Source organism: Streptomyces sp. NPDC107454, from assembly GCF_055582885.1.
Genome location: NZ_JBVJPA010000007.1, coordinates 307,481 through 326,982, shown reverse-complemented (window position 1 = coordinate 326,982; position 19,502 = coordinate 307,481). Strand labels below are relative to the sequence as shown.

16 protein-coding genes are annotated in these 19,502 nt (G+C 70.0%); 9 read left to right on the top strand and 7 right to left on the bottom strand.

Annotated elements, in window-relative coordinates:
* Positions 1-89: 89 nt before the first annotated feature.
* Positions 90-1,559, top strand: a complete 1,470-nt coding sequence (locus ACZ69M_RS19740) for a cytochrome P450 (protein ID WP_470051379.1) — start codon at positions 90-92, stop codon at positions 1,557-1,559.
* A 16-nt stretch (positions 1,560-1,575) separates the two neighbouring features.
* Here the strand turns inward: ACZ69M_RS19740 and ACZ69M_RS19735 are convergent, their stop codons facing one another.
* Both ACZ69M_RS19735 and ACZ69M_RS19730 read right to left on the bottom strand, forming a co-directional pair.
* The gene (locus tag ACZ69M_RS19735) at positions 1,576-2,523 is read right to left on the bottom strand and encodes an RluA family pseudouridine synthase (RefSeq protein WP_470051377.1); all 948 of its coding nucleotides are present in this window, start codon (positions 2,521-2,523) and stop codon (positions 1,576-1,578) included.
* 36 nt (positions 2,524-2,559) lie between these two features.
* Positions 2,560-4,110, bottom strand: a complete 1,551-nt coding sequence (locus ACZ69M_RS19730; RefSeq protein WP_470051375.1) for an amino acid permease — start codon at positions 4,108-4,110, stop codon at positions 2,560-2,562.
* Positions 4,111-4,361: 251 nt separating this feature from the next.
* On the opposite strand from ACZ69M_RS19730, the gene ACZ69M_RS19725 reads away from it, so the two are divergent.
* The 3 genes from ACZ69M_RS19725 to ACZ69M_RS19715 all read left to right on the top strand — a co-directional run bounded on the left by ACZ69M_RS19725 (position 4,362) and on the right by ACZ69M_RS19715 (position 6,993).
* The gene (locus ACZ69M_RS19725; protein WP_470051373.1) at positions 4,362-5,012 is read left to right on the top strand and encodes a PadR family transcriptional regulator; all 651 of its coding nucleotides are present in this window, start codon (positions 4,362-4,364) and stop codon (positions 5,010-5,012) included.
* A gap of 191 nt (positions 5,013-5,203) precedes the next feature.
* Positions 5,204-6,220, top strand: a complete 1,017-nt coding sequence (locus ACZ69M_RS19720) for an ATP-binding cassette domain-containing protein (RefSeq protein WP_470051372.1) — start codon at positions 5,204-5,206, stop codon at positions 6,218-6,220.
* Positions 6,217-6,993, top strand: a complete 777-nt coding sequence (locus ACZ69M_RS19715; protein WP_470051370.1) for an ABC transporter permease — start codon at positions 6,217-6,219, stop codon at positions 6,991-6,993. Before ACZ69M_RS19720 ends, ACZ69M_RS19715 begins: the two co-directional genes overlap by 4 nt.
* Positions 6,994-7,041: 48 nt before the next feature.
* Here ACZ69M_RS19715 and ACZ69M_RS19710 read toward each other — a convergent pair whose 3' ends face one another.
* Both ACZ69M_RS19710 and ACZ69M_RS19705 read right to left on the bottom strand, forming a co-directional pair.
* The gene (locus tag ACZ69M_RS19710) at positions 7,042-7,890 is read right to left on the bottom strand and encodes a siderophore-interacting protein (protein WP_470051368.1); all 849 of its coding nucleotides are present in this window, start codon (positions 7,888-7,890) and stop codon (positions 7,042-7,044) included.
* Between the two features lie 205 nt (positions 7,891-8,095).
* Positions 8,096-9,028 carry a 5'-3' exonuclease gene (locus ACZ69M_RS19705; protein WP_470051715.1) on the bottom strand — a complete coding sequence of 311 codons (933 nt, stop codon included), beginning with the start codon at positions 9,026-9,028 and terminating at the stop codon, positions 8,096-8,098.
* A gap of 120 nt (positions 9,029-9,148) precedes the next feature.
* On the opposite strand from ACZ69M_RS19705, the gene ACZ69M_RS19700 reads away from it, so the two are divergent.
* From ACZ69M_RS19700 to ACZ69M_RS19680, 5 genes are all read left to right on the top strand, one after another.
* Complete coding sequence (locus tag ACZ69M_RS19700; protein WP_352048000.1) at positions 9,149-10,228, top strand: quaternary amine ABC transporter ATP-binding protein; 1,080 nt, start codon at positions 9,149-9,151, stop codon at positions 10,226-10,228.
* Positions 10,221-12,830: an ABC transporter permease/substrate binding protein gene (locus ACZ69M_RS19695; protein WP_470051367.1), complete on the top strand. Its 2,610-nt coding sequence runs from the start codon at positions 10,221-10,223 to the stop codon at positions 12,828-12,830. Before ACZ69M_RS19700 ends, ACZ69M_RS19695 begins: the two co-directional genes overlap by 8 nt.
* 80 nt (positions 12,831-12,910) lie before the next feature.
* Positions 12,911-13,315, top strand: a complete 405-nt coding sequence (locus ACZ69M_RS19690) for a hypothetical protein (protein ID WP_470051366.1) — start codon at positions 12,911-12,913, stop codon at positions 13,313-13,315.
* Positions 13,316-13,746: 431 nt separating this feature from the next.
* Positions 13,747-14,328 carry a helix-turn-helix domain-containing protein gene (locus ACZ69M_RS19685; protein ID WP_470051365.1) on the top strand — a complete coding sequence of 194 codons (582 nt, stop codon included), beginning with the start codon at positions 13,747-13,749 and terminating at the stop codon, positions 14,326-14,328.
* 90 nt (positions 14,329-14,418) lie between these two features.
* The gene (locus ACZ69M_RS19680; protein WP_470051364.1) at positions 14,419-15,225 is read left to right on the top strand and encodes a helical backbone metal receptor; all 807 of its coding nucleotides are present in this window, start codon (positions 14,419-14,421) and stop codon (positions 15,223-15,225) included.
* Between the two features lie 73 nt (positions 15,226-15,298).
* Here the strand turns inward: ACZ69M_RS19680 and ACZ69M_RS19675 are convergent, their stop codons facing one another.
* From ACZ69M_RS19675 to ACZ69M_RS19665, 3 genes are all read right to left on the bottom strand, one after another.
* Positions 15,299-16,516 (bottom strand): PP2C family protein-serine/threonine phosphatase, encoded by a 1,218-nt coding sequence (locus ACZ69M_RS19675; protein ID WP_470051714.1) that lies wholly within the window; start codon positions 16,514-16,516, stop codon positions 15,299-15,301.
* A gap of 1,048 nt (positions 16,517-17,564) precedes the next feature.
* Positions 17,565-18,257: a response regulator gene (locus tag ACZ69M_RS19670; RefSeq protein WP_470051363.1), complete on the bottom strand. Its 693-nt coding sequence runs from the start codon at positions 18,255-18,257 to the stop codon at positions 17,565-17,567.
* Between the two features lie 4 nt (positions 18,258-18,261).
* Positions 18,262-19,494 carry a sensor histidine kinase gene (locus tag ACZ69M_RS19665; RefSeq protein WP_470051362.1) on the bottom strand — a complete coding sequence of 411 codons (1,233 nt, stop codon included), beginning with the start codon at positions 19,492-19,494 and terminating at the stop codon, positions 18,262-18,264.
* Between the last annotated feature and the right edge of the window lie 8 nt (positions 19,495-19,502).

Sequence of the window (19,502 nt, the reverse complement as noted above, 5' to 3'; positions counted from 1 at the left end):
ACACCGGACCATCCCCAAGAACCCGGACACCCCCAACAACCGGGACACCCCCAAGACACCGGATCCACTTCAGTTTCGGAGCGATCACCGTGACGTCTGAATCCCACTACCCGGCCGGTACGGACGACCGTACGCTCGCCCCGCCGCCCGGCTGCCCCGCCCACGGCCTCGGTCCCGGCGGGCTGCACCGGCTCTACGGCCCCGAGGCGGACGACCTGGGAGACCTGTACGAGAAACTCCGTCAGGAGCACGGTGCGGTCGCCCCCGTCCTGCTCCACAACGACGTGCCGATCTGGGTGGTGCTCGGCCACGCCGAGAACCTGCACCTGGTCAGCACCCCCACACACTTCTCCCGGGACAGCCGGCTGTGGAAGGCCGTCCAGGACGGCACGGCCGGCCCCACCCATCCCCTGGCTCCGCACATCGCCTGGCAGCCGATCTGTTCCCACGCCGAGGGCGACGAACACCTGCGGCTGCGCGGCGCGGTCATCGGTGCCATGTCGACCATCAACCACCGCACCATCCGGCGGCACATCAACCGCGCGACCCAACTGCTCGTCAACCGGTTCTGCGAGAAGGGCCGGGCCGACCTGGTCAGCCAGTTCGCCGAGCACCTGCCGATGGCCGTGCTGTGCGAGATCCTCGGCATGCCCGACGAGTACGACGACCGGCTGGTGCAGGCCACCCGCGACCTGCTCAGGGGCACCGAGACCGCGATCGCCAGCAACGAGTACGTCATGAACATCCTGATCCGGCACACCGCCCGGCGCAGGGCCGAGACCACCGGGGACTTCACCAGCGTCCTGATCAACCACCCGGCCCAGCTCAGCGACGACGAGGTCTCCCAGCATCTGCGTCTGGTGCTGCTCGCCGCGTACGAGGCCACAGCCAACCTGCTCGCCAACGTGCTGCGCGTGGTGCTCACCGACCCGCGCTTCCGCGCCCAGCTGAACGGCGGCCAGATGACGGTGCCCCAGGCGGTCGAGCAGTCCCTGTGGGACGAGCCGCCGTTCAGCGCGGTCCTCGGCTACTTCGCCAAGCAGGACACGGAGTTGGGCGGCCGGCAGATCCTCCGGGGCGACGGTCTGATCCTGGGGATCGCGCCGGGCAACATCGACCCCAAGGTGCGTCCCGACCTCAAGGCCAACATGATGGGCAACCGCGCCCACCTCGCCTTCGGCGGCGGCCCCCACGAGTGCCCGGGCCAGGACATCGGCCGTGCCATCGCGGACGTCGGGGTCGAGGCACTGCTGATCCGACTGCCCGACGTCGAACTCGAGGGCGACGAGGACGAGTTGCGCTGGCGCTCGTCGATGTCCTCGCGCCACCTGGTGGAGCTTCCGGTGTACTTCGCACCGCAGGCGCCCCAGGACGTCGAGGACGTGCCCTCCATCACCCCCCTCCCGCGGCAGCGGCCGAGCCTGGAGGTCACGACGGACGAGCTGGCCGCGGCGCCCGCCCCGGCGCCCGTGGCACCGCCCGCCCTGCCGCCGACACCGGAACCCGTGCGCCGACTCGGTGCCTGGCAACGCTTCCTGCGCTGGTGGCGCGGCTACTGAGCCCGGCCGCCGACGATCACGCCTCCCGGGCCCAGTCGTCGTACGAGGACCAGGCCCGCAGTGCCCGCCCACTGACGAACCGGTGCGCGTGCCCCGTGACCGGATCGGTGAACTCCAGCACCCGCGCGAGCAGTTGGAGCGGACGCCGGAACTCGCCGGCCGGCACGGGGCCGGTCACGTCCGGGTAGAGCGGATCGCCGAGGATCGGCACGCCCAGCGTGTTCATGTGCACCCGCAGTTGATGGGTCTGCCCGGTGCGCGGCAGCAGGCGGTAGCGCCCCAGTCCGTCGCGGTGGCCGGTGAGTTCGACCTCGGTGAGGGCGTTCGGCTCGCCCGCCACCTCGCGCGCGGCCAGCACCCCGCGCTCCTTCACGATCCGGCTGGTGACCGTCCGGGGCAGCGCGAGCCCCGCGTCGTACGGGGCCACCGCCTCGTACTCCTTGCGGACCAGCCGGTCGCGGAACAGCGTCTGGTAGGCGCCGCGCTCCTCGGGCCGCACGGTGAACAGCACGAGCCCGGCGGTGAGGCGGTCCAGCCGGTGCGCGGCGCCGATCGCCGGCAGGCCGAGCTCCCGCCGCAGCCGGGCCAGCGCGGTCTCGGCGACATGGCTTCCGCGCGGGGTGGTGGCGAGGAAGTGCGGCTTGTCGGCTACGACGATGTGCTCGTCGCGATACACCACGTCGAGGGCGAACGGCACCGGTACCTCGTCGGGCAGCTCCCGGTGGAACCACACGAACATCCCCGGCTCGTACGCCGCGTCGGGCGCCACCGGACGCCCGTCGGCGCCGACGATCAGCCCGTCCCCGAGCATCCCGTCGATCACCCCGGCCCCCGCCGGGAGCCGCTCCACCAGATGCTCCCGCACGGTGGCCCACTCCCCGTCCCGCGGCAGCCTGATCCGCACGGGGTCGACTCCCTCGCGCTGCGGGAGGGGGGAGGGCGGGATCCGGGGTCTGCGTCTCACCTGGTCAAGCGTACGAGGCTCGGGCGGGGGAGGGCTTCAGGCGTACGAGGCCGGGACCACCTCGGGAGTCCCGGGCACCGGTGTCCTCGCCCGGTAGGCCCGGTAGGCGGCGCCCGCGACCAGCGTCAGGCCCAGGAACAGCACCGTGAACCACTGGAAGTACCAGTGCCCGCCGGCCGGGTCGTACACCGCCGCGCGCGGCCAGGCGAGGTTGACGGTCATGAAGAGGCCGTAGACGAGGGCGATCGCGTTGACGGGGACGCCCCAGCGGCCCAGCGAGAAGAGCGGGGCACCCCTCTCGTCGGTGCCGTCGGCGGTGAACTGCCCGCGCAGCCGGCGGACCAGCAGCGGACCGGTCACCATCGCGTACGCCAGGTACAGCATCACGATGCAGGTCGTGCCGATCGCCAGGAAGGCGTCCGGGGAAGCGAAGTTGAGCAGCAGCAGAGCGGCGGCCAGGACGCCGACGACCAGGGCGGGAGCGTTCGGCATGCCGGTGCGCGGGTTGACCGCGCAGAGGCGGCGGGAGAAGGGGAGCTGGTGGTCGCGGGCCATCGAGAAGAGCATGCGGCAGGCGGCGGTCTGGATCGCCAGGGTCGCCACCGCGATGGCCACCACGACGTCGGCCAGCAGCGCGCGGCCGACCCCGTCGCCGAGGCTACTGGTCAGGACGTAGCTCAGACCGTCGACGCCGAGACGGCCGTCGGTGAGGCTGGGCGCGGCGAGCAGTCCGCCGAGCACGATCAGTCCGCCGAGCAGACCCGCGGCGCCGAGCGCGGTGAGGATCGTGCGGGGCGCGGTGCGGCGCGGATTGTGGGTCTCCTCGCTCATCTCACCGGCGCTGTCGAAGCCGATCATGACGTACGCGGCCATGAACGAGCCCACCATCAGTGCCCCGAACAGGCCGGTGCTGCCCTGGCCGGTGTGGAAGGTGATGCCGGGGGAGCGCTCGGAGTGGGTGAGCAGGAGCACGATGATCAGGACGGCGCCGATGATCTCGGCGGTGACACCGATCCGGTTGATCATCGACATCACCCGGTTGTCGATGACGTTCACCAGTGTGGTCAGCACGAGGAGGATCACGCCGAGGACCGCCGCGTTGGCCGCGCCGTCGGGACTGGTGGGAGCCGGATCGCTGCCGACCAGCTGGAAGCCGGACCAGATCGCGGGCAGCACCATCTGCAGCGCGAGCGCCGCCGCCGCGACCACCACGATCTGCCCGATCACCATGATCCACCCGGCGAACCAGCCGAAGGAGAGGTTCGACAGGCGCGAGGACCACTGGTAGATCGCGCCCGAGATCGGATAGCGCGCGGCCAGCTCCGCGAAGCAGGCGGCGACCGCCAACTGGCCCACCAGCACGGCCGGCCAGGTCCAGAAGAAGACGGGGCCGCCGAACGCGTACCCGAAGGCGAAGAACTGGAAGACGGTCGTCAGGACGGAGATGAAGGAGAAGCCTGCGGCGAACGAGGCGTACCGGCCGAGGCTGCGGTGCAGCTCCTGGCGGTAGCCGAACTCGGCCAGGGAGCGGTCGCCGGAGGACTCCGGAGGGTCGGGGCGTACGTCGGAGGGGGCGGTGGTGGTCACGGCGGCACCTGCCTTCGGCGCGGAAGGGTGGGCGGGGTGGGCGTGCTGGACGGCGTGAGCCGGATTCCTGTCGGGTGACAGAAATTAGGGAGTGCCTGTTTCGCTCGCATGACACGGCCGTGTCGGGGCCGGGCCTAAGTCCTCACGCCCTTGCCTCCCGTGGGGAATCGCGATACATCGTGTGTATTGACGCTCGCCGCACATACGCGATATGTTCGTCCACGGATATTCGGAGACGAGGTGAGGTCATTATGGCGACGAAACGCCGGAAGCTGAGCAATCCGCTGGCGCTCGCGGTCATGGTGCTGCTCACCGAGAAGCCGATGCATCCGTACGAGATCGCCCAGACCCTGCGCCGACGGGGCAAGGACACCAGCCTGAAGATCAACTATGGCTCGCTCTACACCGTCGTGCAGAACCTGGAGAAGCACGGCTTCGTCGAGGTCGCGGAGGTGCAGCGACAGGGCAACCGCCCCGAGCGCACGCTGTACGGCATCACCGACGCCGGACGTGCGGAGGCCACGGAGTGGCTGTCGGACCTGCTCGCCGTCCCGGCGGAGGAGTATCCGATCTTCGAGGCCGCGCTCTCACTGATGGGCGTGCTCCATCCCGACGAGGTGGCACGCCTGTTGGGAGAGCGGCTCAGCATGCTGGAGGTGCGGGCCGCGAGTCTGCGCGGCGGCCTGGAGAAGCTCCACGAGACGCTGCCCCGGCTCTTCCTGATCGAGTCCGAGTTCAAGCTGCACATGATCGACGCGGAGGCCGCATGGGTCCGCGGCTTCCTGGCGGAGGTCACGGCGGGCACGTTTCCCGGCGTCAACGAGTGGCGGTCCTTCAGCGAGACGGGGGAGGTCCCCGAGGAGTACCTGAAGCTGGAAGCCGGTGAGGCCGAAAGGCCGTAGCCGAACAGAGAAAAGACCCCGGCAGCGCTGTTGCAGCAGCTCCGCCGGGGTCTCGAACCCCGAACCGAACCCGCCGTGAGGCAGCTCCGGGCCATCGAGGTGCGGCACACCCAGGATAGCCCGGCGCTCTTCACGCGGATCGGCTCGGCATACCCACCCGAGATCACCGCTCACACAGGAGAGCAGTCGTCATGAGCAGTACCCGTGCGCCCGCGGTCGAGGCGCGTCAGCTGATCAAGACCTACCCGGGTGACGTCACCGCGCTCAGCGGCATGGACGTCACCGTCGAGACCGGCACCGTCTTCGGCCTGCTCGGCCCGAACGGCGCCGGCAAGTCCACCACCGTCAAGATCCTCACCACCCTGGCCCGTCCCGACTCGGGCACCGCCACCGTGGCCGGGCACGACGTGCTGCGCCATCCGGACCGGGTGCGCCGCGCGATCGGCGTGGTCGCCCAGAACTCCGGCGCCGACCCGGTGGCCACCGGCCGGGAGAACCTCCAACTCCAGGGCAGGCTCTACGGCTTGAAGGGTGCCGGGCTGAACCGCCGGGTGGACGAACTGCTCGACCGCTTCAAGCTCGCCGACGCGGCGCAGCGCCCGGTCAAGGGCTACTCGGGCGGCATGCGGCGCCGGCTCGACGTCGCGCTCGGTCTCGTCCACCGCCCCGAGGTGCTCTTCCTCGACGAGCCCACCACCGGACTCGACCCCGAGGCGCGCACCGCGATGTGGGACGAGATCGCCCGCCTCGCCGGCGACGAGGGGCTGACCATCCTGCTCACCACGCACTACCTGGAGGAGGCCGACCGGCTCGCCGAGCGCATCGCGATCGTCGACCGCGGCTGTGTCGTGGTCGAGGGCACCCCCGACGCCCTGAAGGGTGAACTCCGCGGTGACGCCGTCCACGTGGAACTGCGCGAAGCCCTGGGAGACGCCGGTCGTACGCTGCTGAACGGCGCCCTCACCGGGCTGCCGGGTGTGCGCGAGGCGCTGTTCGACGGCCGCCGTGTCAGTGTCCGCGCCGATGACGGGGCCGCCGCGATGCCCGCCCTGCTCGGCGTGCTGGAGCGGGCCGGGGTCGGGGTCGCCGCCGCGACCGTCGCCCGCCCCTCGCTCGACGACGTCTACCTCCGTTACGCGGGCCGTCGTTACGCGGAGGCGGAAGCGGAAGGCGCCGAGAACCTCGTCCTCGCCGGAGGTGTCCGATGAGCACAGCCGTCTCCCAGACCTGGTACATGACCCAGCGTCAGCTGATGGTGTTCGCACGTCAGCCCGCCTACGCGATCATCACCCTGATCCAGCCGGTGATCTGGCTGTTCCTGTTCGGCAACCTCTTCAAGAAGGTCGTCGAACTCGGAGGCTTCGGCACCACCTCGTATCTGGACTACCTCGTCCCGGGCGTGGTCGTGATGAGCGCGCTCAGCTCCAACATGTGGGCGGGCATGGGCACGCTCGACGAGATCCAGCGCGGCACGCTCAACCGCTTCCTGACCACGCCCGTCAGCCGGGCCGCCCTGATGAACGGCAACGTCGTCAACAACGGCCTGATCACCGCCCTGCAGTCGGTCATCATCGTGCTGCTCGGCCTGCTGGGCGGCGCGGACTACCCGGGCGGCATCGGCGGTATCGCGATCCTGATCGTCGCCTCGGTACTGCTCGGCACGATCTTCGGAGCGCTGTCCAACGCACTGGGCATGCTGGTCCGGGAGCGGGAGTCGATCATCGGCATCAACACGTTCCTGCTGCTGCCGCTGACCTTCCTCTCCTCGGCCTTCATGGCCCCGTCCCAGATGCCCGGCTGGATGCGGCACATCGCCGACTTCAATCCGCTCAACTGGGCCATGGTGGCGGGGCGTTCGGCGATGTCCGAGCATCCCGACTGGGGTGTCGTGCTCGGCCGCTCGGGCGGGCTGCTCGCGCTGGCCGTGGCGGCGGTGTGGCTGTCGATCCGTACGTTCAGGTCGTACCAGCGTTCCGTGTGACCCCGAGGGGCCGGGGGTGGCGTCCGGAGTGACGCGAGGGGACGGGAGTCAGGAGGCGGCCGACGCGGTCGCCTCCTGCTCCGCCTCCACCTGCGCGTTCCAGTCCCGCTTGGAGGCCTGCCAGCCGTCCTCGTTGTGACCGAGACGCCAGTAGCCGGAGATCGACAGGTCCTCGCGCGGGATCTCGCGCTCGACCCGCAGCAGCCGGCGCAGCTCCTTCACGAAGCCCGCCTCGCCGTGCACGAACGCGTGCACCCGGCCCGCCGGGAAGTCGAGGTCGCGGACGGCCTCCACCAGGGCCTCGCCGAGCGGCCGGTCCCCGCGGTGCAGCCAGACGACCTCCACGTCGGAGTCGATCTTCTGCTGCTCCTCGCGCCCGGAGATCTCCACGAAGGCGCGGGCCACGGCGCCCTCCGGCAGTGCCTCCAGAGCGGCGCTGATCGCGGGCAGCGCGCTCTCGTCACCGGCGAGCAGATGCCAGTCGGCGCTAGCGTCGGGCGCGTAGGCGCCACCCGGCCCCATGAAGCGGACGACCTCGCCCGGCTGGACGTGCGCCGCCCACGGTCCGGCCAGTCCCTCGTCGCCGTGCACCACGAAGTCGAGCGTCAGCTCGCGCAGTTCGGGGTCCCAGGCACGCACGGTGTACGTCCGGGTCACCGGCCACTGCTCGCGCGGGAGTTCCTCGCGGATCCGCTCGACGTCGAAGGGCTCGGGGTAGGTGACACCCTCCGGGGCGAACAGCAGCTTCACATAGTGGTCGGTGCTGGTGCCCGCGGTGAACTCGGCGAGGCCCTCGCCGCCCAGCACGACACGCTGCATGTGCGGGGTCAACCGCTCGGTCCGCACGACGTGCGCGAAGTGCGGCTTCCTGGACCTGCGTGCCGGACGCTCTGCCATGACGGCCTCCTCGTTCACTCGCTTAGGCTTACCTAAGTTAGCATCTCTCTCCTAGTTAACACCCCCTGTGTGAAAAGCCCATGAGCCCCCCACACCAGGGCTCGACTCGCGCGGTGGCCGGAGTCGAGTCCCGCTATGGGTAAGGCTACCCTAAATTGAGAATCTCACTCTTCTGAGTGAGAACGTCACTTCCGCCTGCTCCCGTTCACTCGCCGAGCGTGGTGAGCAACCGCTGCAGCGACCCGCCCAGACCCCAACGCGCGGCCAGTGTCTCCAGCACGGCCGGATCGCGCGGCGCGTGCGGCAGCGCCGTGTCGACGTCCGGCAGGGGAACGTCACCGGCGACCCGTACGACCTTGGGCGCGACCGCGACGTACGGCCGCGACTCGTCGAGCCGCTTGCGCTGAGAAGGTGTCAGCTTCGCCTTCGGATCGTCGACCGCCGCCATGATTCCGGCCAGGTCGCCGAACTGGTCGAGCAGCTTGGCGGCCGTCTTCTCGCCGATCCCCGGCACCCCCGGCAGGCCGTCGCTCGGGTCGCCGCGCAGCAGCGCCAGATCCGCGTATCCGCCGCCGTCGACCCCGTACTTCTCACGCAGCCAGGTCTCGTCGGTGAGCTGGAGCGTGCCCACACCCTTGAGGGGATACAGGACGCGCACTCCTCGCTTGTCGTCGACGAGTTGGTAGAGGTCGCGGTCGCCGGTGACGATGTCGACCGGGCCGTCGGCGCGGCCGGTGAAGGTGCCGATCACATCGTCCGCCTCGTACCCCTCGACCCCCACGCGGGCGATGCCCAGCGCGTCGAGGACCTCCTCGATGACCGGCACCTGCGGGGAGAGCGTGTCCGGCACCTCCTCCTCGTCCGGCCGGCCGGCCTCGGTCTCCACGGCGACGCGATGCGCCTTGTACGAGGGGATCAGGTCGACCCGCCACTGCGGGCGCCAGTCCGCGTCCATGCAGGCCACCAGATCGTCGGGGCGGTGGTCCCTGACCAGCCGGTCGACGAAGTCGAGCAGCCCGCGCACGGCGTTCACGGGCGTGCCGTCCGGGGCCTTCACCGAGTCGGGGACCCCGAAGTAGGCCCGGAAGTAGAGGGAAGCGGTGTCGAGCAGCATCAGGCGTCTGGTCACGCCTCGCATCATGCCGTACGCCACTGACAGTGACCTGGACCACTCGTGTGTTTGCTCCGTGTAAGCGTGGGCAGGCGCGGCCCCGGGACAACCCCGTTTGTTTTTCAACTGTCCGATCGAGAGGCACCCGTGTCATCCAGGCTTGAGGCCGAGCATTTGTACAAGGTGTTCGGGAGACGACCCGACGCCGCGGTGGAGCGGCTCCGTCAGGGAGCCGACCGTGAGGAACTGCGCGCCGACGGCACGACCGCCGCGGTGATCGACGCGTCCTTCACGGTGGAACCCGGCCAGATCTTCGTCGTCATGGGCCTGTCCGGATCCGGCAAGTCCACCCTCCTGCGCATGCTCAACGGACTCCTGGAGCCCACCGCGGGCCAGGTGCGCTTCGACGGCCAGGACCTGACCGCGCTCAGCGCCCGCGCGCTGCGCGAGGTCCGCTCGAAGAAGATCAGCATGGTCTTCCAGCACTTCGCGCTCTTCCCGCACCGCAGCGTCCTGGAGAACGCGGCCTACGGTCTTGAGGTCCAGGGCGTGCCGAGCGCCGAGCGCAAGGAACGCGCCACCAGGGCCCTGGAGCTGGCCGGGCTCGCCGGCTGGGAGAAGTCCTGGCCCGACGAGCTGTCCGGCGGTATGCAGCAGCGCGTCGGCCTCGCCCGCGCGCTCGCCACCGACGCCGATCTGCTGCTGATGGACGAGTCGTTCAGCGCGCTGGACCCACTGATCCGCCGTGACATGCAGGACCAGCTGATCGAGCTCCAGAAGAAGCTCAAGAAGACCATCGTCTTCATCACCCACGACCTCAACGAGGCGATGCGCCTCGGCGACCGGATCGCCGTCATGCGCGACGGCCGCATCGTCCAGACCGGCACCGCCGAGGACATCCTCGTGCGTCCCGCGAACGACTACGTCGCCTCCTTCACCCAGGACGTCGACCGCTCCCGGGTCCTGACCGCCGGGGCCGTCATGGACACCGACGTACGCGGCGACGAGGCGGACTGCGACTGCGAGACCGCCACGCCCGACACCCCCTTCGTGGACCTCTGCGCGATCAGCGCCCGCCTCACGCACCCGGTGGCGGTGCTCGACGAGCGACGCGCACTCGTGGGCGTCGTCCACCGGCAGCGCCTCGTCGCCTTCCTCGGCGACGAGCAGGGGACCCCCGCACGCTGTGCCAGTCCTCGGGACGAGGCGGTGACGGCCGGTGCCTAGGATTCCCTTCGGCGACTGGGTCAACAGCGCCGTCGACTGGCTGCTGAACCACATGGCGTGGCTCTTCGACTTCTTCAAGACCGTCTTCCAGGGCACGTACGACGGTATCGACGCCGTCCTCCAGGCCCCCCAACCGCTCCTGCTCGCGGGCATCTTCGCGGTGATCGCGTTCTGGCTGCGCGGCACCTCCGCCGGTGTCCTCACCTTCGTGGGATTCGCGTTCATCGACTCCCTCGAACTGTGGGAGGACGCGATGGTGACCCTCTCGCTGGTCCTCGTCGCCACGCTCATCGCGCTCGTCGTCTCGGTACCCGTGGGCATCTGGGCGGCGCGCTCCGACCGGGTCAGCGGCATCGTCCGCCCGGTGCTGGACTTCATGCAGACACTGCCCGCGATGATCTACCTCATCCCGGCGATCCTGTTCTTCGGCACCGGCGCCCCGGCCGGCATCGTCGCCACCCTGATCTTCGCGCTGGCCCCCGGCGTCCGCATGACCGAGCTGGGCATCCGCCAGGTCGACAAGGAACTCGTCGAGGCCGCCGACGCGTTCGGCACCACGCCCCGCGACACCCTGCTGCGCATCCAGCTGCCGCTCGCGCTGCCCACCGTGATGGCGGGCGTCAACCAGGTCATCATGCTGGGCCTGTCCATGGCCGCCATCGCGGGCATGGTCGGCACCGGTGGCCTCGGCGGCGACGTCAACGAGGCCATCGGGCAGCTGAACGTCGGCCTCGGCTCCGAGGCGGGCGTCGCCATCGTCATCCTGGCGATCTACCTGGACCGTATGACCAGCGCCCTGGGCACCCAGGTCTCCCCGCTCGGCCGCCGCGCCGCCGCCAAACTGCGCGCCGCGCAGGGCTTGAAGATCTGGTCCTACCGCCCCCGCGCGGCCGTCGCCGTCATCGGTGTCGTCGTGCTCGCGCTGGTCGCGGGCGGCATGGGCATGTTCGGCGGGACCGACTCGGCGTCCACCGCGGCCGACGGCCGGAACGTCGGCCAGGGCAAGAAGATCACCATCGGCTACATCCCGTGGGACGAGGGCGTCGCCTCCACCTTCCTGTGGAAGGAGATCCTCGAGGAGCGCGGCTTCCAGGTCGACGCCAAGCAGTTCGACGCGGGCCCGCTGTACACCTCCCTCTCCCAGGGCGACGTCGACTTCGAGACGGACTCCTGGCTGCCGACCACCCACGAGCAGTACTGGAAGAAGTACGGCAGCAAGCTCGACGACCTGGGCTCGTGGTTCGGCCCCACCTCGCTGGAGCTGAGCGTCCCCTCGTACATGAAGGGCGTCGACTCCCTGACGGACCTCAAGGGCAAGGCCGGCACCTTCGGTGGCAAGATCACCGGCATCGAGTCCAGCGCCGGAATGATGGGCCTGCTCAAGAGCAAGGTCCTGAAGGACTACGGCCTCGACAAGGAGTACAAGGTCGTCGACAGCTCCACGCCCGCGATGCTGGCCGAGCTGAAGCGCGCGTACGCCAAGAAGGAGCCGATCGTCGTCACCCTCTGGTCGCCGCACTGGGCCTACAGCGACTACGACTTGAAGAAGCTCAAGGACCCGAAGGGTGCCTGGGGCAAGGGCGACGGCGTGCACACCCTCTCCCGCAAGGGCTTCGCACAGGACAACCCGGTCGTCGGGCAGTGGCTGAAGAACTTCAGGATGACGGAGAAGCAGCTCACCGGTCTCGAGGCCGAGATCAACAAGGTGGGCAAGGGCAAGCAGCAGGACGCGGTGCGCGCCTGGCTGAAGCGGAACCCCGGAGTCGTCGACAAGCTGGCCCCGGTCAAGAACTCCGCGGCCGCCGCCGAGACGAAGCGTCCGCTGGACGTGGCCTGGTTCCCCTGGGACGAGGACGTCGCCGTCAGCTACCTCTGGAAGAACGTCCTGGCGCGGCGCGGCTACACGCTGAACCTCAAGCAGATGGACGTCGGCCCCGTCTACACCGGCCTCGCCTCCGGCGACCTGGACCTCAACTTCGACGCCTGGCTGCCGTATGCCCAGTCGAACTACTGGGACCAGCACAAGAACGACCTGAGAGACCTGGGCACCTGGTACCGGCCGACCTCGCTGGAGATCGCCGTGCCCTCCTATGTGAAGGACGTCAAGTCCCTCGCGGACCTCAAGGGCAAGGCGGGCACCTTCGGCGGCCGGATCATCGGCATCGAGCCGGGCACCGGCGAGATGAATCTCCTGAAGACGAAGGTCCTGCCGGGCTACGGCCTGGGCAAGGAGTACAAGGTCGTCGACGGCTCCACGCCCGCGATGCTGGCCGAGCTGAAGCGCGCGTACGCCAAGAAGCAGCCGGTCGCCGTCGTCCTGTGGTCCCCGCACTGGGCGTACAGCGAGTACAAGCTCACGAAGCTCGCCGACGACAAGAAGCTCTTCGGTGAGGGGAACACGATCCGGACCATCTCCAGCAAGAAGTTCCCCGAGCAGTACCCGCAGCTCACCGAGTGGATCAAGAATTTCCGGATGAGCGAGTCCGAGCTCGGCACTCTGGAGAGCGAGATCAAGCAGCGGGGCCAGGGCCATGAGGAGGCGGCCGTCGCCGCATGGCTGACGGAGCACCCGGACGTGGTGGAGCGGATGACGCCGCAGTAGCCGCAAGGTCGTTCGACGAGGGGTGGCCGTCGGTCGCACGGGTCCCGACACCCGTGTGACCGACGGCCACCCCGACGTCCGTGCGCCCCCTGTTCCGGCCCGCACTCGCGACCGACGACACCAAGGGCTACGTACTGGAGTACGAGCAGGATCCGGACAACCACATCGCCGTACGCGGCTACGCCGATCTGGACGCCCTCCTGTCCGCGAACGCCTCCCGCGCCGTCCATGCGCCGCACACCCTGTCGCCCTGCGCCGAGGCACTCCGGACATCACCTCCGTGCACGAGGGCACGGTCGAGCTCACCGGTCGCCATCGGGCACGCTGCGACACCGACCGTGAACTCCGCACCACCCTCAAGGAGTTCACGACCTGGCACGCAGACCCCGACCGGCGGGCGGACCGCGCCCTGGGGTCCTGGGGTGTGCGCGGCGGCAACGGCGACGACCCGCTCCTCCAACTCGGCTCTGGCAGGCAGAGTTTGACGGAAAGTCAGCAATGCTGTCGCGCTTCGTGAGGTGACAGGCGTACGCCTATGATCCGACGACCGGGCGGGCTGATCGGCTGACCATCCGCACCCACGACGGCAGTCGCGCCCGCGCCGAACATTCCGTGCCCGCGCTCATCGATCCGGAGGGCCATCCGGCCCTGCTGGTCAGCCTTTTCGTCCCGTGGGAGGGTGTGGCGCCGGGGGAGCCGGGGCGACTCGTCTATTGGCGCGAATTGTGGCCCTCACCCTCCTCCGATGTGTCAGCGATGTGACGGGTGCATGAAACGGTTTGCCGAACATGCGTAGGGTGCAAACAACTCATCAGAAGTTGTGCGCCGAAGCGGCAGCCGAGGCAGCAGCCTGAGCGGCGGCCGAAGTGGCAGACCGAAGCAGTGGACCGACGACGCGTGGGAGGGAGCCGGAGCGATGGGCGACCACAAAGAACAACGCCTTCGGGTGGGTGCGGCCGTCCGGCGGCGGCGCCGGACACTGGAGCTCACGCTCGCCGTCGTGGCCGAGCGCAGCGGCCTGTCGGTGCCCTTCCTCAGCCAGGTCGAGAACGAACGGGCCCGGCCCAGCCAGAGCTCCCTGGAGAGGGTCGCCGACGCCCTGGGCACCACCGCCGTCGAACTGCTCGCGGCGGCCGACCCGGCGTGCAGTGTCGATGTGGTGCGCGCCGACTCGGGCGCCGAGTTCACTCCCGAAGCCCATATGCGCCCCCTGGTGCGCGGTCACCACCAGTTGCACGCCACGGAGTTCACCGGTGACCACGAGGAGGGCCGCGAACTCCAGCACCGCAACGACAAGTTGATGTACGTCGCCGACGGGGCCGTCGAGGTCGAGGCGGAGGGCCGCGCCCACCGTCTGGGGCGCGGCGACACGCTGTACCTCACGGGTGGAGTGCGCCACCGGTGGCGGGCGACCGTGCCGGACACCCGGGTGGTCGTGGTCGAGGTCGCCGACCACATCGAGGCCGTGGAGGACCGCCAGACCTTCGGCAAGCGCTGAGCCGTTGCCGCGCGGGCCGCGACGATCGCGAGCGGCCACGATCGCGGGCCGCTGCGATACTGGGTGCCATGCCGTCCGAGACCTCCCGTCATGCCTAGCGGGCCCGCCGGAGTGCGTGTCGTGTCCCTCGTGCCCTCACTCACCGAGGCCGTGGCCGTCACCGTCCCCGGTGCTCTGGTCGGCGCGACCGACTGGTGCAGCCGTCCGCCGGACCTCGACGTCGTGCGCGTCGGCGGCACCAAGAACCCCGCGGTCGACCGGATCGTACGACTCGCCCCGGACCTGGTGATCGCCAACGAGGAGGAGAACCGCGAGCCCGATCTGACGGCCTTGCGGGAGGCGGGGATCGAGGTGCTGGTCACGGAGGTCCGCGCGGTGCCGGAAGCCTTCCGCGAGCTGGCACGGGTACTGGGCGCGTGCGGCGCGCGGAGCCGCCCCCGCTGGCTGGACGAGGCGGAGGCCGCATGGGCGCGGCTCCCCGCTCCCGACCGCCGTACGACCGCGATCGTGCCGATCTGGCGGCGCCCCTGGATGGTCCTCGGCCGGGACACCTTCGCCGGGGACGTCCTGGCGCGCCTGGGCGTCGACAACGCGTACGCCCACCACGCCGACCGCTACCCCCGTGTCCCGCTCCCCGAACTCCGGGCGGCGGCCCCCGACCTCGTGGTCCTGCCCGACGAGCCGTACCGCTTCACCGCCGACGACGGACCCGAGGCGTTCGAGGGCGTGCCCTGCGCGCTCGTCGACGGCCGCCTGCTGACCTGGTACGGGCCGTCGCTGGCACAGGCGCCGAGCCTGCTCAGCGCGGCGCTGCGAGCAGCACAGCGGGATGCCGCTCGTGTCGTCACGGCACCCGTCGACCCGCCCTCGGACGGGAGCCCCACAGGGGCAGCTTGAAGCGGGATTCGCCGAGTACCCGACCTGGTCGCAGACGGCGCACGAGCACAGCGAGACTCGGCGCCATATCGCGTCACCGGTGCTGTGGATGCCATTCGAAGAGCAGGATGGTCGCGTCGTCCCGCAGCTGGTTGCGCTGGTAATCGAGGATGGCGTGGATGAGCAGCCGCAGCACCTCGGCCGGGCGCTGTCCGGCGGAGGAGGAGCGGATGATGAAGTCGGTGAACCGGTCGAGGCCGAACTCCGCACCGTCCGCGTCGCGAGCCTCCACGACACCGTCGGTGTAGAGCAGGACGCAATCGCCCGGTTCCAGGGTCGCCTCGTGGACTTGCCGGACTGCCGGGGCAAGTGGACCAGTCAGGCCGATCGGCAGTTGTGGTGGGCTGTCCAGCGCCCGGGCGAGCACCCGCTCGGCACGGATCAGCAGCGGTGGTGGGTGACCGCAATTGACCCAGCGCAGCACCCCGGTCTCGGCGTCGAGCCGACACAGCACGCCGGTGCAGAAGGAGTCGGGCAGCCACTGGGCGAGCGCCTGGTCGACGGAACCGACGACGTCGGCCAGGTCACCACCGCCCCGCCGGGCGTTGCGCGCCGCCGCCATGGCGACCGACGTGGTCAGGCCGGCGGCCAGATCGTGCCCCATGGCATCGAGGATCATGGTGTGCAGCACGTTCTTCACCACCGAGTGGTCGAAGGCGTCACCGGCGATGTCGTACGCCGGTGCCAGAACCGCGGTCGATACGCATCTCCTGCTGCCGATGGTGCGGGGTGGCAGGAATGCCCGCAGCATCTCGGCGGGCAGCCGCATGGTCGCCGTGCGGGTGCGGGCGGCGAGCCAGTCGCTGTAGGCGCGCTTGGAGGTGATCAGCATGGCGAACAGATGGGCCAGCATACGGCTGCGGCGCATCCGCACTGCGTCGAGCGAGACGGTCCGCACCGCCAGCACGCCCAGCCGCTCCGCACCGTCGACCAGAGGCATCCAGAGGATCAAGCCGTCGTCCGCCTCGACCACCCGCGGAGAGACCGTGCGGTAGGCCCAGCCGGCCGACGAGCGGTCCACCGGCAGCGGCTCCAAAGCCTCGTCGAGTGGGATGAGCTGCCGTTGTTGCAGGTCTACGAGGTAGATCAGCGCGGTGTCCAGGCCGAGGGCCGAGGCGCACCGGTTCGCCAGGGCGGGCAGTTCGACCGGCAGTGCTGTCTGCGCCTCGATGATCAACTCTTCCAGTCGATTCTCGTCGACGGCGGTGTCGGGACCGGGGGAGGCGTGCGGTGGCTCCGACACGGGGATCACTCCTTCCGTGCCCAGTTTCACACCGATCCCGTCTTCTCTCACGTCAGCTCGTGGCGAGGGCGGGAGCGACGCCGGGGCGGTCAGCTGCGCTCGGCCGGGCACAGCTCATGCGCCGGCCCCGTGATCAGCCGGTCCGCTCCTCAGCGCGATCCTCGTCATCGAATGTGGAACGCGGTAGCGCATGCGCCGCCCTTCTGGAACTGCCCGTGCAAGCACCTCTGCTGTGAGAGGCGACGCGACAGGGTTCAGTCCGGCGCGGTCCGGCGGGTCCACAGGGACAGATCGCTGCTTGTCGCGACGGCAAGAGTCTGCCCGGAGGGCGAGAAGCCGAAGGCGCGAAGCTCGGAGCAGTTGGAGTGGAAGATGTGCCACCACCGCTCTGCGTGCGGACCGGAGTGGGGCAACCCGCCATCGCGATCCACGCTTCAGAACCACGGCATGCTTGCGGCCGTGCCTCCCCGGCCCCCCAACTGAGCTGACACACCCCCGCGTTCGCGCGCCTACCCCTGAGACGGAGGCCGAGGACGCGGTCGCTCCATCGGTGCCCCTGCCGACCAGCGACTGAGACGTCCCCGTCGCCTCTACGGGTAGAGAGGGAGCTCAATCGTTTCCCACATCAGGAAAAGGTCGCGGACGCGGCTTGACGACTCATGTCAAGGCGCGTTCACAGACCTTTGTGGGGACGGTCCAACTGTCCTGCGCCGATGCGGAGCGACTTATTCGCACAGCCCGGGTGTGAACGAACGGCAGTAGCGTGCTTCCGCGGAGACGAACGAGGGGGAGGGGGAGGCAGGGTGAGGACAGGGTGGCTCATGCGCGGAGACGTTCGGGTCGGGAGGCCATCCGCCCGCTGATGGCTCTGGGACTGACCCTGCATCCTTCCGACGGGGGTGCGCCGCTGACCTGCTTCACAGGCTGCATCCTGCGTATCTACGGGGACAGAGCCCGCCTCCGCTGCTGACCTGCAATGTTCGAATCTGTCCAGGCGTGCGTCGGCAGAGGGCATCCGTGGCATGTCCCGGGCCGGGCGCAGCAGGGTCGGCCCCAGTCAGCCGGTCGCTGGGATCAGCCCGACCCGGTAGGCGAGGACGACCGCCTGGACCCGGTCACGCAGGCCGAGTTTGGCCAGGATCCGCGAAACGTAGGTCTTGACCGTCTCGGGGGTGATGAACAGCGCCGCGGCGATCTCCGAGTTCGACAGCCCCTCGGCGATCTGCCGGAGCACGTCCAGCTCGCGGGGGGTCAGCGCGCGTACGAGGTCTTCCCTGGCTTGCCGGGAGGTGTCGGCCGGCCGCAGGTGTTCGGCGAAGTGACCTATGAGGTGGCGGGTGACGGCGGGCGCCAGCAGGGCCTCGCCTCGGGCGACCGTACGGATCCCGTTCACCAGCTCCGCAGGAGGCGCGTCCTTGAGGAGGAAGCCGCTGGCTCCGGCCCGCAGCGCGTCGTAGACGTAGGCATCGACGTTGAACGTGGTGACGACCAGCACCTTCGGCGGGACCCGGGTATCGGGACCGGCCAGTTGCCGGGTCGCCTGGATGCCGTCGAGCAGGGGCATCCGGATGTCCATCACCACCACGTCGGGCCGCAGCCGCCGTGCGGCTTCCACCGCCGCGTGCCCGTTCTCGGCCTCCCCGACGACCTCGATGTCGGGCTGCGCGGAGAAGATGGTGACGTAGCCGGTCCGCACCAGTGCCTGGTCGTCGCAGACGAGTACACGGACGGGTTGTGGCGCATCGCTCACGGGGTCACTCCTGAACGGGCTGGGACGGAATCGTCGCGCGGACCTCGAACCCGCCCTCGGGCCGGGCTCCGGCCTCCAGTTCACCATCGAGCATCCTCACCCGTGCACGTAATCCGGCCAGACCTCGTCCGCCCGCCGGGCCGGGCCTCCGCGTGACCGGCACGGTCGCCGGGGAGGCGGCGGGCGCGTCGGTCGTCACCTTGATCTCGACGTGCTCCTCGCGGTGCCGGACCAGGACGTGTGTCATCTGCCCGGACGCGTGCCTCATCGCGTTGGTGAGCGCCTCCTGCACCACGCGGTACGCGGCCAGCTCCACGTCCACGGACCGCGCCCGCCGCTCGCCCTGCTCGCCGAACTCGACCGGCTGACCCGACCTGCGGGCCTGTTCGACCAGGTCTGACACCCGTCCCAGGGCCGGGGCCCGGTCCGCACGCGCCGGGTCGGCGACCGCGGACTCACCGGTCGCCTCCAGCACGCCGAGCAGGTACCGCAGTTCCGTCAGAGCCCGGCGGCCGGTGTCGCTGACGGCCACCAGTCCCTCCCCGGCCCGTTCCGGCGCGGACGTGAGCAGGAACTGCGCCGCGTCGGACTGGACCACCATGGCCGTCACATGGTGGGTGACCACATCGTGCAGTTCGCGGGCGATCCGTGCCCGCTCGGCGGCCGTGGCCACCTCGGCGGCCAGCCGCCGCCGCTCCACTTCTTCCCCTCGCCGCATGCGTACGGCACTCCCCACCAGCCAGATCGCGGCCAGAGTCAGATAGAACGCGAGATAGTCCGGGATTCCCTGCGGTGAGCCGAGGTGGTGCAGGACGACGGCCAGTACGGCGTAGGCCGCACTCGCCACGACGGCCACAGCGCGGCGGAGGCCGACCTGATGGGCCCCGGCGGAGTACAGGGCGAGATACAGCCCCACACTCCCGAACGTCGTCGCGAAGCCCAGCGCCTGGTGCACGGCGAACGCGCCCGCGACGACGGCCAGACAGGCGGCGGGCCACCGGCGGCGGGCCGCCGACGGCAGGGTCTGGGCCAGGATCAGCCCGATGCCCAGCGCGTTCGCCGGCCGCTCGGGCAGATCGCCGATCTGCCCTCCGATGTTCGACAGGGTCGGCACGAAGGCCAGCAGGGTGAGCACCAGAGCAAGTACGCCGTCCTTGACGGAGGCATCCCGCTCGCTCCACCGGTCGAGTGGTACCCGGAACAGCGAGGGACTCCAGAGCGCCTGACGGGACTTCACTTCCGTTT

Bases quoted from the DNA above. Each gene is read 5' to 3' on its own strand.
- ACZ69M_RS19685 (WP_470051365.1), top strand. From the start codon at position 13,747: ATGGGCGACCACAAAGAACAACGCCTTCGGGTGGGTGCGGCCGTCCGG.
- ACZ69M_RS19715 (WP_470051370.1), top strand. From the start codon at position 6,217: ATGAGCACAGCCGTCTCCCAGACCTGGTACATGACCCAGCGTCAGCTG.
- ACZ69M_RS19705 (WP_470051715.1), bottom strand. From the start codon at position 9,028: ATGCGAGGCGTGACCAGACGCCTGATGCTGCTCGACACCGCTTCCCTC.
- ACZ69M_RS19680 (WP_470051364.1), top strand. From the start codon at position 14,419: ATGCCTAGCGGGCCCGCCGGAGTGCGTGTCGTGTCCCTCGTGCCCTCA.
- ACZ69M_RS19720 (WP_470051372.1), top strand. From the start codon at position 5,204: ATGAGCAGTACCCGTGCGCCCGCGGTCGAGGCGCGTCAGCTGATCAAG.
- ACZ69M_RS19725 (WP_470051373.1), top strand. From the start codon at position 4,362: ATGGCGACGAAACGCCGGAAGCTGAGCAATCCGCTGGCGCTCGCGGTC.
- ACZ69M_RS19710 (WP_470051368.1), bottom strand. From the start codon at position 7,890: ATGGCAGAGCGTCCGGCACGCAGGTCCAGGAAGCCGCACTTCGCGCAC.